This window comes from Leucobacter aridicollis (assembly GCF_024399335.1).
Classification (GTDB): Bacteria; Actinomycetota; Actinomycetes; order Actinomycetales; family Microbacteriaceae; genus Leucobacter; species Leucobacter aridicollis_A.
In genome coordinates, this window is sequence record NZ_CP075339.1 from 1,405,229 (window position 1) to 1,418,875 (window position 13,647).

The 13,647-nt window shown below is 67.8% G+C and carries 12 protein-coding genes; 8 read left to right on the top strand and 4 right to left on the bottom strand.

Going from position 1 to position 13,647, the window contains the following annotated elements; all coding sequences use genetic code 11:
• The first annotated feature begins 79 nt into the window (after positions 1–79).
• Positions 80–805, top strand: coding sequence for a TetR/AcrR family transcriptional regulator (locus tag KI794_RS06260; protein WP_255809518.1), 726 nt, complete (start codon positions 80–82; stop codon positions 803–805).
• A 50-nt stretch (positions 806–855) separates the two neighbouring features.
• Here the strand turns inward: KI794_RS06260 and KI794_RS06265 are convergent, their stop codons facing one another.
• Positions 856–1,923, bottom strand: a complete 1,068-nt coding sequence (locus KI794_RS06265) for an ADP-dependent NAD(P)H-hydrate dehydratase (RefSeq protein ID WP_255809519.1) — start codon at positions 1,921–1,923, stop codon at positions 856–858.
• Positions 1,924–2,174: 251 nt separating this feature from the next.
• Between KI794_RS06265 and KI794_RS06270 the strand changes: the two genes are divergently transcribed.
• Positions 2,175–3,125 (top strand): alpha/beta fold hydrolase, encoded by a 951-nt coding sequence (locus KI794_RS06270; protein WP_255809520.1) that lies wholly within the window; start codon positions 2,175–2,177, stop codon positions 3,123–3,125.
• Positions 3,126–3,215: 90 nt separating this feature from the next.
• Here KI794_RS06270 and KI794_RS06275 read toward each other — a convergent pair whose 3' ends face one another.
• From KI794_RS06275 to KI794_RS06285, 3 genes are all read right to left on the bottom strand, one after another.
• The gene (locus tag KI794_RS06275; RefSeq protein ID WP_255809521.1) at positions 3,216–4,424 is read right to left on the bottom strand and encodes an MFS transporter; all 1,209 of its coding nucleotides are present in this window, start codon (positions 4,422–4,424) and stop codon (positions 3,216–3,218) included.
• 62 nt (positions 4,425–4,486) lie between these two features.
• A complete protein-coding gene (locus KI794_RS06280; RefSeq protein WP_255809522.1) occupies positions 4,487–6,046 on the bottom strand; it encodes a class I adenylate-forming enzyme family protein in 1,560 nt (519 codons plus the stop codon).
• A 3-nt stretch (positions 6,047–6,049) separates the two neighbouring features.
• Entirely contained in the window at positions 6,050–6,538 is a 489-nt protein-coding gene (locus KI794_RS06285; protein ID WP_255809523.1) for a MaoC/PaaZ C-terminal domain-containing protein, read from the bottom strand.
• A gap of 189 nt (positions 6,539–6,727) precedes the next feature.
• On the opposite strand from KI794_RS06285, the gene KI794_RS06290 reads away from it, so the two are divergent.
• The 6 genes from KI794_RS06290 to KI794_RS06315 all read left to right on the top strand — a co-directional run bounded on the left by KI794_RS06290 (position 6,728) and on the right by KI794_RS06315 (position 13,595).
• Positions 6,728–7,342, top strand: a complete 615-nt coding sequence (locus KI794_RS06290; RefSeq protein ID WP_255809524.1) for a TetR/AcrR family transcriptional regulator — start codon at positions 6,728–6,730, stop codon at positions 7,340–7,342.
• A gap of 69 nt (positions 7,343–7,411) precedes the next feature.
• Positions 7,412–8,344 carry a helix-turn-helix domain-containing protein gene (locus KI794_RS06295; protein ID WP_255809525.1) on the top strand — a complete coding sequence of 311 codons (933 nt, stop codon included), beginning with the start codon at positions 7,412–7,414 and terminating at the stop codon, positions 8,342–8,344.
• Positions 8,344–9,135, top strand: coding sequence for a helix-turn-helix domain-containing protein (locus tag KI794_RS06300; RefSeq protein ID WP_255809526.1), 792 nt, complete (start codon positions 8,344–8,346; stop codon positions 9,133–9,135). Before KI794_RS06295 ends, KI794_RS06300 begins: the two co-directional genes overlap by 1 nt.
• A 151-nt stretch (positions 9,136–9,286) precedes the next feature.
• Positions 9,287–10,084, top strand: coding sequence for a siderophore-interacting protein (locus KI794_RS06305; RefSeq protein ID WP_255809527.1), 798 nt, complete (start codon positions 9,287–9,289; stop codon positions 10,082–10,084).
• On the top strand, positions 10,084–11,799 hold the full coding sequence (locus tag KI794_RS06310; RefSeq protein WP_255809528.1) for an ABC transporter transmembrane domain-containing protein: 1,716 nt from the start codon (positions 10,084–10,086) through the stop codon (positions 11,797–11,799). The genes KI794_RS06305 and KI794_RS06310 overlap by 1 nt, the downstream gene beginning before the upstream one ends.
• Positions 11,799–13,595: an ABC transporter ATP-binding protein gene (locus KI794_RS06315; RefSeq protein WP_255809529.1), complete on the top strand. Its 1,797-nt coding sequence runs from the start codon at positions 11,799–11,801 to the stop codon at positions 13,593–13,595. The genes KI794_RS06310 and KI794_RS06315 overlap by 1 nt, the downstream gene beginning before the upstream one ends.
• Positions 13,596–13,647: the final 52 nt, after the last annotated feature.

The window sequence follows — 13,647 nt, forward strand, 5'->3', positions numbered from 1 at the left end:
TTGATCAGTACGCCTTGCATTCTCGATGCAATGTGTATTGAATACATTATGCATCGAACACTCGACGGAAGGAACCCCTGTGGCAGTTCGCGCTGAGAACCTCCCAGGCGACATCAAGACTTCGGCCGCTCAGCCGCCAGCTCAGTCGCCACCTCAGCCCGCGACTCAGCCTGCGGCTCAGTCGGCAGCCACAGCTGAGGCCCCGGCGAGACGTCGAGCGCGAGTACACACCCGCGCTGCGCTCCTCGATGCGGCCGAGGCGATCTTCGCTGAGCGAGGCGCGCCAACGGCAACGATCGACGAAATCTGCTCACGTGCGGGCTTCACCAGGGGAGCCTTCTACTCAAACTTTCGCACCGTGACAGACGTGTTCTTCGCGCTCTACGAACGAAAGACGGCAGATCTGCTCAGCGGTACGAGCCGGTTCGAGGTGCACCTCGCACCCGGCTCGCACTCGGCGGACGCGCTCGAACGCTTCGTCTCCGAGCTGCTCGCGGTCATCCCCGCCGACACGCAGTGGTACGCCCTCCGCGCGCTGTTCGGGCTGCGCGCTACCACGGATCCTGAGCTCGCTGAGGTGCTGCGCCAGCACGGCGAGGAGTTCCAGCGAGGGATCACCCCTCTGCTCGAACGTATCGCCGGGGCGCTCAACGCAACCCTCGCGCCCACCGCTGACGAGGCCGCCCGGGTGATCATCGCGGCCCACGTGGGCTCAGTGCTACAAGGCCCGTTCGTTGATGACCCTGAAAGGTTGCGGCACGCGGCCGTGCTCGCAGCGCTGCGCGGCGTGCTCCGCACTGCCTAGCGGGCTCAGGGAGTGAACGCGGCCTGCTGCGCGGAGTAAACGCGACCCGGCTAGCGGCGTGCGTCGGTCTCTGCGCTGGTCGCTGCGCCGGTCGCTGCGTCCGTCCTTGCGCCGGTCCCTGTGTCCGTCCCTGCGCCGGTCTCCGCGCTCGCCGCAGCGCCAGCGCGTGCGAGGAGCTCGACAGCCGCGGGGAGCTGGTGCGCGACATCGAGGGCAACGATGGGTCGGCCCGCGGCTCCCGAGGGCCCAGCGGCTCCCGAGGGTCCAACGGCTCCCGAGGGCCCAGCGGCTCCCGAGGGCCCAGCGGCTCCCGCCGCGAGCCGGGCGGCGGTGTCATGGAGCAAGGAGGCCGTCGCGCACAGCTCGGCAAATGCCCAGGGGTGATCTGGGTCGCCGATGATATCTGCGTGCCGCGCGGCCAGCGCCCCAAGGATCCCGGCGAGCACGTCGCCCGTCCCGGCCGTCGCGAGCCACGGGGTCGCCGGGCCGACGGTGATGACGCGACCGGCCGGTGGAGCGACTGTCGTCACCGAGCCTTTCAAGAGCACCGTGACGTTGAGTCTTGCCGCAAGGACTGCGGCGGCCTCCGCGTCGTCGGTGGGCTGCGGTTCGCCCAGCCCGCGCCAGAGTCGGGCGAACTCGCCAGCGTGCGGGGTGATCGCGACCGGTGCGGCGCGAAGTGCGGTGTCGCGGCGCCCGAGGCAGAGTTCTAGCGCGCCGGCGTCGACGACGAGGGGGCGCTGCTCGCCGAACAGGCTGGTGAGTGCTGCGGTCTCGGTCGCGTCGCGCTCGGCTGGGAGGGTGCCGCTGCCGATGAGCCAGGCAGTCACCCGCGTGGCGTCGCGCGTGACAACGGTTTCCGGTCGTGTCGCGAGCACCAGTTCGGCGGGCGACTGCATGCCGAAGCGGGGGCCCGCGTCGCCGAGCTGCGGGGTGAACTGCACGAGCCCGACGCCCGCGCGCCAGGCGGCCTCGACCCCGAGAGCTGCCGCGCCGGGGTAGGAGCGGGAGCCCGTGCGCACGCCGAGCACGCCACGAGAGTACTTGTGGTCGCGCGGCGTCGGTGCCATGAGGTGTGCCGCTGCATCCGAGGCGATCCACTGGAGGGAGTGATTCACGGAGTTCCTTCCCTGGCTTCGCGGCCGCCGCTCGCGGAGCCGCCGGTAACTGGCGCGGTACGAGGTGATCGTTCTGTGGGTCAGGATCGAGCGCCCTGCACCCAGCGTAGCCCTGTGGGTATGAGGCGACGTTGCAATGGTGAAACGGCTATGAGTTTGCAGGGAGAATTGGTGATTTCTCCCAGCAAGATCCAGTCCGCCCGTGCGATGCTTAGGGCCCGAAGTAATGCCTGTTTTTCGAGAGCGAGTCCGTGAAGAAACCACTCAAAATTACCCTCACCACCCTTGGTGTCATCGTCGGGCTCGTCGGGGCGACACTCGCCACGACCTCTATTGTGAACGCGGTGAAGACCCCGCGCGAGGTTGCGGCGCTCGAACCATATGGTGAGCTCGTGGAAGTCGACGGCAAACAGATGAACGTCGCCGAATTCGGCAGCGGCGAGCAGACGATCGTGCTCACGCCGGGCGCCGGAACCGCTTCGCCGGTCGCCGACTTCGCGCCCGTGATTAACGGCCTGAAAGACGAGTACCGGATCCTCGCGGTCGAGCCGTTCGGCTATGGCCTGAGCGACCAGGCGGATACCCCGCGGACGACGGAGAACATCGTCGCCGAGATCCACCAGGCCGTCTCGAGTTTCGGTGTCGACGAGTACATTCTCATGGGGCACTCGATTACAGGTATCTACGGTCTCGCATACGCGAACACGTATCCCGACGAGGTCACCGCCTTCGTCGGTATCGACACCTCCGTGCCCGAGCAGCCAGGCATGGACAGGGTGCCAGGGATCCTCAAGGGCGCCCCTGCGATCCGTGGGCTCGGGCTGCTGCGCGTGATCACCGAGCTTGGCGGCAACCCACTTGAGGGCAACCCGGCGTACACCGCCGAGGACATCGAGCGCATGGACGTGCTCGCGATGCGCAACTCCATGGCCCCCACTTACCTTGACGAGGTCAACCACCTTGCCGAGAACTTCGCTGCCGCGAAGGGGCAAACGTTCCCGAAGGACCTGCCGCTGCTGCTCATGTATCAGGCGCACAACCCAGACTTCCCCACCTGGACCGACATGCATGAGGCGCAGGCGGCGACCGTCGATTACGCGGTCACCCTCGAGATCGACGCCGACCACTACCTGCACCACACGAAGGGGGAGGAAGTCGTCGCAGCGACCAAGGAGTTCCTCGCGGGGCTGCCAGTCGAGTAGACGCAGGGGCAGACCAGCCGCAGTACGACGGGCCCTGGCGGTGCGCGAGCGCGCAACGCCAGGGCCCGTCCCCCGGTGTCCCAGTCTGGGCTAGGCTGCCTGCTCGGCACCTTCGATTCGCGCTGCGAGCCCGCGGGCGAGGAACAGGATCACGACAGCGAGCGCAACCGAGATCATGTAGGCGATGCGCATCGAGCTGAGGTCGGCAATCGGGCCGATGAGCGCAGCGCCGAGCAGGAACCCGACGTAGGTGAACGTGTTCGCGCGCGCCACGGCGACGCCCGTGTCGTCGATCGTTCCCGCCGCCGCGAACGCGAGCGGCGCGATCACGCAGAGGCCGCCGCCTGCGAGCGCAAACCCGACGAGTGCCATCCACGGCGCCGTGGCGAAGACAACCGCAAGCATTCCGGCGAGCGCGATGAGCGCGCAGACCTGGATCACGCGCTTCGCGCCGAACGCCCTGATCAGCCAGTCGGCGCTGAGCCTGCCGATGAGCATCGCGGCGCTGTAACCCCCGTAAGCGAGGGCGGCGACGCTCTCCGGGGCCGCGAGCGTGTCGTGCACGTAGACGGAGCCCCAGCTCGATGCCGAAGATTCGATGAAGTAGGCAGAGGTAAGGACGACGCCGATGCTGAGTACCGGGAGCCAGGGAACCTTGACGCGTGCCGGCGCGGTGCCGGGCCGAGTCTCCGCTGAACCTGCAGCGCCGACGCGAGCATGCACGAGGGACCTGCCCGTCCAGAGCAGCAGAGGCACGAGCACGATGAACTCGGCACCGAAGAAGACCCAGAGCGGTAGCCCTGCCTGGGCGGTGAACGCCGCGGCGAGCGACGCGACGATGCCTGCCGCGCTGTAGATCGCGTAGAAGCCGACGACGATGCTGCGCCTGTACCGCTGCTGCAGCGAGACCGCCTTCATGTTCATTGTGGCGTCGACCATTCCAAAGGCGATGCCCATCACGATCCACGCCGGAATGAGCAGCGCGAACGAATCGGCGAACCCGATGAGTGCGAGCGCCGTGAGGTTCGCGACGATCGCGAGCCGCAGCAGGGTGTCGCTATGGACGCGTTGCACAATTGAGCCGGTGATGAGCGTCGCTACTCCGGCCATAAGCGGCAGCGCGAGTGTCATAAGTGCGAGCGTTGAGTCGCTGAATTCGAACGTCGCTTTGACGGTTGGCAGCCGCGCAAAGAGGGAGCCGAACCCAAGCCCTTGCGCGAAGAACACGATGAACAGGGCGATGCGTGCCTGGCGCATGCCCGCCGTGATGTGGGTGTCGGTGGAGGTGATATTCGTCATTGTATGTCTCCTCAATCCCGGCTCTCCGTTGAGCCGCTAGTGGGTGTGGGTGCTGCGGGGCGTCAGGCTCGCGCGAGCCGGCGGAGGTGCTGTTTGTCGACCTTGCCAACCGGGAGTAGCGGGAGCGCGTCGACGATGACGAACTCCTTCGGCACCTTGTAGTTGGCGAGGTGCTCACGGGCGTAGGCGCGGAGGGCGTCGGCTTCGGGCGCGCACCCCGCCGCGGGGACGACGTACGCGACTCCGACCTCGCCGAACGTGTCGTCTGGCCTCCCGATGACGGCGGCAAGGGCGACATCGCTGTGCGCCTCGATGCGCAGCTCGATCTCGCGCGGGTACACGTTGTAGCCGCCCGACTTGATCATGTCTGACATGCGCCCGACGAGGCGGAGCGCCCCGTCGTCTCTAAGGACGCCCACGTCGCCGGTCTTGAACCAGCCGTCCGCTGTGTACGCGGCTGAGGTGCCATCGGGGTTGCCGAAGTATTCGAGAAACAGGCCCGAGTGTCGTACTTGCACTTCGCCCTGAGCGCCGGGCGCAACCGGGCCCTCCTCGTCGGCGAGCCGCACCTCCATGCCGGGGTCGAACCGCCCGACAGTCTCAGCGAGCACCTCGTCGCTGTCGCCGTCGCGTGTGAACGTGATCGAGGCGATCGTCTCGGTCATGCCGTAGACGGTCATGAGCGGGATTCCGCGGTCTTTGTAGGCCCGGATCACGTCGATCGGTAGGGGAGCGCCGCCCCAGACGACCCGTCTCAGCGATGTCAGGTCGGTGGCCGCGAACTCGGGCTGGGCCGCGATGAGCTGCAAGATGGTTGGCACGGTCATGAGGTTCGTGAGCCCGAGCTCCGGCACGAGCGCCAGCAGGCTCGCCGGGTCGAACTGTTCGAGGAGCGCGAGCATTCCGCCTGCCGCAAGGGTGGTGCCCGTGAGGTCTGCAAGGCAGGCAACGTGGTTGATCGGCAGGTTGCACGGCACGCGCGGTGCGCGGATGCCGAGCACGTCGGCTTCGACCCGCGCCGCGTAGACGAGGCCTCCGTGCGAGAGCACCGCGCCCTTCGGTGACCCGCTCGAACCCGAGGTGTACACGATCGTCGCCGGGTCGGTGGGGTGAATCTCGGGGTAGCTCGCGGGCAGGGGGGCGGCCTCCGGCAGCTCCGGCAGCTCCTGCAGCGCCGAGGCCACAGTCCGCGGCCCGATCCTGAACGCGCCGCGGGCGCCGACCGCCGCCGCGAGCTCAGTAATCTCAGCACCGTATTCGCGCCCGTCGACGGCGTCGAGTGAGAGAAACACTGACGGCCGTGCGTCGGTGGCGACGTGACGCAACTCTGAGAGTGTGTATTTCGGGTTGAGCCCTATCCAGACTCCACCCGTGCGCATCGTCGCGAGTAGGGAGATGAGGTACTCGGGCCGCGGGGTGCAGAGCGTCGCGACGCGGACGCCGGGAGCGACACCCATGGCGGTAAGTGTCGCGGCGAGCTCGTCGACGCGAGCGGCGAGGCCGGCGTAACTCAGTGTGACGCCCTCGAACCATACGGCGTCCGCTTCGGGGGTCGCGAGCGCGTAGTGGTCGAGGTAGTCGAGGTAGCTCGTGGGCTGCGGCACTGCAGCGGTGGCGTGCACGGCTCAGCGCTCGACGTTTGTGCCGTCGTCGCGGGTCGCGAAGAGCGACAGCCACCTGGCGACCATGGCCGGCTTCTCCTCGCCTTCCACCTCGATAGTGTTGTCGGTGGTGACGAGTACGGTGCCGTCGGGGCGTGGGGTGACCTCCGCGAGCGTTGCGACGCAGCGGATCTGCTGTCCGATGAAGACGGGGAGCGTGTACCGTACGCGATCGAGTCCGTAGTTGAACCCGTAGATGTCCTCGCCGCGGACCGGGCTGTTGTTGAAGTGGAACATCGTGAGCAGGCTCGTGAGCAGGAAGCCGTCGACGAGCGTCGCACCCAGGGGATTGTTCTTCGAGGCGGTGAGATCGGCGTGCTCGGCGTCGAGATAGCTTGCTGTTGCGAAGGCAGACAGGTGCTCGGCGTCGATCGCGAGCCAGTCGGAGGTGAAGAACTCAGTGCCAGCGTGGAGGTGAAGATCGGAGAGCGGGATTTCGCGGCGTTGCGACATTGAAACTCCTAAACGTAAGTAAATATTTACTTTAGTATGAGCGTGAAGTTGTCAGTGGTCAAGCCCGGTGTTGTAGCGCAGGCGCTGCAGCGCATCTCGGGCAGTGCGCCACGCGAAGTCCGGGCCGATGCGGCAAGATGGATCGAAACGCGCGGCAACCGGGCCGGGGGAGGAAGGATGGTGACGGCAGTGGAGCGACAAACACCCAAGCAGGCGCGCGGGCGCGCCGCTGTCGCCTCCATTTTGGCGGCAGCGAGCGAACTGCTCGAGGAGGGCGGATTCGACAGCCTGACCACGGCGACGATCGCAACCCGCGCCGGGGTGAACATTGCGACGCTCTATCGCTACTACCCGAACAAATTCGCAATCGTGCGCGAGCTCGCGCAATCAATCGAGGAGGAGCGATCAGGCGTTGCGCTTCGTGAGCTTTCTGAGCTGGGGGTGGCGCCCGACTGGCGTGAGCCAGTCGCGCGCGCAATCCGCGCGATGGCGCAGCTGCGGCGCGACACCTCTGGCGCGACGGCGATCAGGCGGGCCCTCCAGTCCTCGCCCGAGCTGTGGCATCTTGACCACGATGTGAACGCTGCGACCGCCGAAGCTATCGCCCCATACCTGCTGCGGGTGAACCCCGCGCTGCCGGTGGAGCGGGCCGCGGCGATCGCCCTCACCGTCGTGCACACGGTTGCGAGCCTGCTCGATCTCGCAGCTGGCGAACGGGAACGGGAGCTCGGTCTTGAACGGGAGCTCGAGCTCGTCGTCATCAACTACCTCGCGCCCGAGCTCGATCCCCCGAGGGCCGTCTGAGGCGTGTGACGCGGCGCGCAACCAGAATTACGCGCGCAGAACCTGCCAGGGGTTCGCTAACGTTAGTCCATGACCCCCGAGTTCACCCCGCGCCAGATCGCGGACCGCGACGTCTCAGCGTTTTCGAGTCAGGATCTGCACCGCGAGGGCACTCGCAGTCGCGATTCGATGCCGATTGGCGCCGTGGTGCACGCGTTTGGTCCTTTGTTTGTGATCGAGGCCTCGGGTGGACCGACCGAGATTGAGCGACGCCCGCTGCTGCCTGGCATGCCAACGATTGACTTCGTGTTTGTGGCGCGCGGCACGTTCACGTACCTCGAGGACGGCGCGTGGCTTGAGTCGAGCGACCCGCTGCTCGTCGCACCGAGCGGCCTGCCGATGCGGGTGCGATTTCTCACGGACTGGAAGTTTCTCGTCGCTCGGATTCAGCGCGATGCGCTCATCCCGTTCCTCCCGCGCCTGCCTGACGGGGCGACTGTCTACCCTGAGCTCACGCTGCCAGAGCGAGCAATGCGCGGCTACCTCGCCGAGCTCGCTGAGGCGCCGGCAAGTGTTGGGCCCGGCGACGCAGCGACGGTGTCGCGGGTGGTGGTCGAGATGGCGGGCGCACTGCTGCGCGGACGGTTCCCGCTGCTGTCGTCGCAGCCCACGCAGGGCGCGAAAGATGTGTGGGGTGACGCGATGGGGGTGATTGCTCGGGAGTGTCGGGAGGCAGGGTTCGGTACCCGCGAGCTCGCTGAGGCGGTTGGGTGCTCTGTCAGGCGACTCCAGCTCGCGTTTACGAATCACGAGACGAGCGTCGGGGCAGAGCTGCGGCGCGAGCGCGCTCGAATCGCGCGGTCGACGCTCCAGAACCCCGAGCACGATGGGTTGTCCGGCGCCCAGGTCGCAGCCCGTTCAGGGTTTGGGTCGGCGTCGACGATGTATCGCGTGCTCCTCGATATGTATGGCGTGACGCAGCAGGACCTGCGCCGCAGGGTGGCGCCCTCGCGAGACGCGTGATGGTGAACGTCTCGCACGTCTCGACGGCGTCGCAGCGAATCCGTGGTTTTTTGCTCACGAGTGTGCGCCACGAGAGCCGCAGCATTCGGGCATGGGAAGCTGAGGTTCACGAGCACGACGAGCTCATCTGGTCGACAGCCGGAGTCGCTCGAGTTCGCGCCGGCGACTCGGTCTGGACTGTGCCGGCGCAGCGGGCGGTCTGGGTGCCGAGTGGGGTGCCGCACACGATCGAGACCTCGGCCGACTCGCTGTTCTACGCGACTTTTCTTGAGGCTGGGCTTGCTGCGCAGCTTCCCCGTGAGGCCATGATCGTCGAGCTCATTCCCGCGGTCCGAGAGCTGCTGCTGCTCAACGCCGAGGCTGAGATGCCGACGAGCACGCGGCTCCGGCTCCAGCGCCTCGTGATCGAGTTGCTCACGCCAAGCCCGGGGGCTCAGGTCGATCTGCGGATGCCGGTGACGCCAAGCCTGCTGGCGGTAGCCGAACAAATTCTCGCCGATCCGGGAGCCTTCGAAACGACAGTCGACTGGGCAGAGCGGGTGGGGCTTCCGCCGCGAGAGCTGACGCGGGCGTTCGTCGCCGAGACCGGGCTCTCACTGACACAGTGGCGGATCCGCGCGCGGGTGCGGGCCTCACTTGTCCGTCTAGCGTCCGGTCAAACTGTGGCGGCGGTGGCTGCAGCCCTCGGCTATTCCAACCCGAGCACCTTCATTGGCCACTTCCGTGGCATCGTGGGGACGACCCCGGCAGCGTACTTTGCGGGAGCCGTGACAAAAAGCGATATAGATTGACCGCATAGCGATATTTGGCTTCGCTATGGTGGGTGAAGTAAGGCAACCCTTACCAAGATCGCATCAATGTCAAAGGATCGCTCGTGCCCGTTATTTACGCCGGTTTTATGCCGCCCCGCGTGGCGACCCCCTCTGAGCGGAGGGGCTAGCCGTGGCAATCCCATGCGCACCAGCGCGCGTCGTCGAGACTCGCAGGCTGACGCCCAACATGATTCGAATCACCGTCGAAGCCGTCGGCGACTGGCTCTGGCCAACTTACGGTCGCGGCGACGAACGGGTCGATATCGCACTGCCGGCACCCGGCGAGTCCGTCGCCAACATCGAGGTGTTCAACCTGCCCGAGTACGGTCGCGGGTGGGAGGGTGAGGAGCCGCCGTGGCGGCACTACACGGTTCGCCAGGTCAGGGATGGTGGCAGGCTCATCGACATTGACTTCGTCGTGCACGACGGCGGGCTCGCGTCGGGCTGGGCCGAACGGGCGGAGCCCGGACACATAATCGGAATCTTTGGGGCTGGCGAGCGCGAGGAACCCTCGTCGTACTATGCGGCTCCCAGTGACGCCGAGTTCCAGCTGCTCGTCGCAGACGCGACGGGTGTGCCCGGCCTCGGGCGTATCCTCGAGCAGCTCCCTGCTGGCGCCCGCGTGCTCGCAATCGCCGAGGTGCCAACCGAAGCTGACATTCAGGAATACGAGACCGCCGGTGATGTCGAGATTCGCTGGATCATCGGATCTGGCAACGGGCATGGCCCGAGCGCGCTCGCGGCTGAAGTCGCAGGCTTCAGCGCCCCGGACGGGCCGTGGTACGCGTGGGTCGCATGCGAGGCAGCGACGAGTCGGGCAATTCGGCGAGACCTGCGTTCACGGCTCGGGCTCGCGCGGGACCGGCATCACGCGATCGGGTACTGGACCCAGGATCGCACAGGCAATATGTCGGCAGACGTCGGCTGATGGCTCGACGGCGAGCCGCGACGCGAGAGGCAGCGGAGCAGCCGGTTCCCAACCTGCTTCGCGTCGCCCTCGCTGGTGACCGGCGTGACCGGAAGCTCGCCCTCGCGACGCTTGGGCTCATGCTTCATCAGGCGGGGGAGGCGGCAGTGCCGATCCTGATCGGTGTTGTCATCGACCGCGCGATTGGGCCGGGGAGCCTCGCTGCGCTGATTGTCTGGCTCGCCGTGCTCGGCTCGGTGTTTCTCGTGCTCTCGCTCAGCTACCAGCGCTCCGCGCTCGCGATGGTGAGCGTGTTTGGGTATGGGGAACACGACCTCAGGCTGCTCGCTGCCCGGCGCGCGCTCCACCCGCGCGGGCTGCGGACCGGCCGCCATCCCGGGGAACTACTGTCAATCGCGACGAGCGATACCGGCCGAGTCGCCGGGATCGCCTGGAGCATAGCGCAGCAGGCGGCGACACTCATGGCGGTCGTCGCAGCCACAGCCGCACTTCTCGTCATCTCGGTGCCGCTCGGACTCGGGGTCGCGTTCGGTGCCGTCGCCGTGCTGTTCGTGATGCAGTGGCTCGCCAGGCCGCTTGAGCGCGCGGGGGCGACGGAGCAGCAGGCAGTCGCGACTGCGAGCGAGGTCGCGACAGACTCGCTCGCGGGGCTCCGCGTGATCCACGGACTCGGGGCCCAGGCTGAGATTGTGCGCAGGTACCGGCGTGCGAGCGTTGCCTCGCGGGATGCCGGTGTCGCCGCCGCGCGACTGCTCGTCACTTATCAGGCAGTTAGCACGACGGTGTCCGTGCTCTACCTCGCCGCGCTCGCGCTCGCGGCTGGATGGCTCGCAACCCGCGGGGAGATCACCCCGGGTCAGCTGGTCACGGTTGTCGGCCTCGCGCAGTTTCTGCAAGGGTCGCTCGCTCACGTCGGCACGTTTGGCGCGAACTGGGCGCACAAGCGCGCCTCAGCTAAGCGCCTGCGGGCGCTCCTCGAAGACGAGTACGCGTTGGGAGCCGGAACCCCTGGCGCGGTCGCAGCGCTTGAGCGCGCGCCGGGAGCCGGTACCGTGCTCGAGTGGGACGCGCCAAGCGGTGAGACGCTCACCGTGCGCGTTGATGACGGGCTCGTTGGGGTTCGCGTGCGGACCGCTGCCGAGGCACGGACCGCCGCCGCGACGCTTGGCTTTCGCCGTGATCCTGCGCCGGGCGAATTGCGGATCGGTGGCCTGTGCGCCTGCGAGCTCGGGCCCGAGTGCGTAGCGCGGCGGGTCGTTGCGCCCCCGCACGACGCCGCACTCTTCACCGGAACGCTGCGCACGAACGTCGCACGGGATGGGTGCCTCCTGCAGCGGCCGATCAACGCCGCAGCCTTGGCAGACGTCGTTGATCACCTCGGCGATGCCGACGAAGAAATCGGCGCGGGGGGTCGCAGGCTCTCTGGTGGTCAACGGCAGCGCGTATTGCTCGCGCGTGCGCTGCACACCCCGGGGGATGTCGTCGTGCTCGACGAGCCAACGAGCGCGCTCGACCCAATCACCGAGCAACGCGTTGCAGAGTCGCTCGCGCTCCTCGGGCGGCCGGTCGTCGTCGTCACTGCGAGCCGAACCCTGCTCGCGGCGTGTTCGCGCGTCGTCGACGGGCGCTGCCCTGAACCCGAGCGGCAGTGCTGCTCGGCCGCGGCGAGTCCGGCACATGCGGGCACCCCCTGCTGCGCGTTTGGGGTGCGGTGATGGGTGCGAGAAACCTCGGACGGGCGGACGCATCCACGGGCACAGAGAGCGCGGCGCTGTTGCCCACATCGACGGCGGGAGCCGCGGCTCGGCTCGGCGCGACACTCCTCTGGCGGCAGCGCTGGCTGCTGCTCGCGACAGTCGCCCTGCTGCTCCTCGGAACGTCGGCGATGCTCGTCATCCCGCCGCTTCTCGGCGAGATCGTTGACGCGGTGATCGGCGGTGAACCGTTCGCGCGCGTACTATGGCTCGTCGCAGGCGTCGCGGCCGCAGGCGTATTGGCCGCCGCGCTCGAAGGGATCGGTGGCGTGCTGCTCGTCCGCTGCTTGCAACACGCGCTCGCCGCCCTCCGCGAGGACGTGTTCGAGGCGGCCCTCAGCTTGCCACTTGGCCGTGTGGAAGCCGCGGGCGACGCCGACGTCATCTCGCGGGTGACGAACGACGTCGAAGCCGTGACTGAGGCGATCTCAGGGGTGATCCCGCTGTGCGCGCGAGCGGTGTTTACAATTGTGCTCACGCTCGTTGGCATGGCAGTTCTCGACCCGTGGCTCGCGGTCGCCGCGCTCGTCGCGGTCCCGATCCAGATCGTCAGCACGCGCGTCTTCATGCGCCGCTCGCGTCCGCTCTACGCCAGGCTGCGGCGCGAGGAGGCGGAGCGCGGGCGCGCCTTCGTGGAGGCCGTCGCCGGGGCTGAAACCGTGCGCGCGTTCGGCACGGCTGATGAGCACCTCGCCGCGATAGCGGCAGCGAGCGACACTGCGGTGCGCACGCACAGAGAGACCGGCAGGGCGCGAAACATTTTCATTGGGGGCTTGAACGGCGCGGAGTTCGTTGGCCTCGCCGCGGTGCTCGCCGTCGGGTTCGTTCGCGCCACTGCGGTAGGGCTCTCGGTTGGCGCGGTGACGGCGGGAGCGCTTTACTTCCACAGGCTCTTCAACCCGATCGGTGATCTGCTTGGGAGCATGGACGACCTACAGCGCGCCCTTGCAGGGCTGCAGCGCCTCACTGGAGTCGTGAACGCTGGCGCCGCGGAGCGAGCAGGCAGAGCCGCCGGTGCCAGCGCCAGCGAGGTCGCGAACGGCGCGATCGAGCTCCGCGGCGTGAGCTACAGGTACGGGGCGCGGGCTCGGCGCGCCGCGCTCCGCGGCATCGACCTTGAGATCCAAGCAGGCGCCACCGTCGCCCTCATCGGCACCTCCGGGTCGGGAAAGAGCACGCTTGCGCGCCTCATCGCTGGGTTCGATGAACCCACCGCGGGTGAGGTGCGCATCGGCGGCATGCTAGCGCACGAGGCGCGCGCTGGCGGGCGCCCCGCCGCCCTGCTCGTCGCGCAGGAGACGCACATGTTCGCGGGGTCAATCGCAGACAACCTCAGGATCGCGGCGCCCGGCGCGACCGACAGTGAACTCTCGCAGGCGCTCGCCGATGTCGGGTTCGACCTCGCGCTCATCGAGGGCGGGCTCGCCGGGTCGCTTCCCGCAGCGGTGAGCCACCGCGAGGCCCAACAACTCGCGCTTGCCCGGGTGCTGCTCGCGGACCCACCGGTGGTCGTGCTCGACGAGGCCGGCTCACAGGCCGGCTCGGACGCGTCACTCGCTCAGGCCATGCGGCGCGTGAGCGACGGTCGCACCGCCGTCGTCATCGCCCACCACCTCGACCAGGTGCGCGGCGCCGACCGAGTCGTTGTGCTCGAGCACGGGCACATCATCGAGCAGGGTGCACCCGACGAGCTGCTCCGGCGGCCAGACGGCGCGTTCTCGAGGCTGTGGCGCATGGCTGGCGGTTCCGAGCTGTAGTGTCTGCCTGCGCCTGGTGGCTGTTGCTGGGTGAACATACAGCACCCCTTCC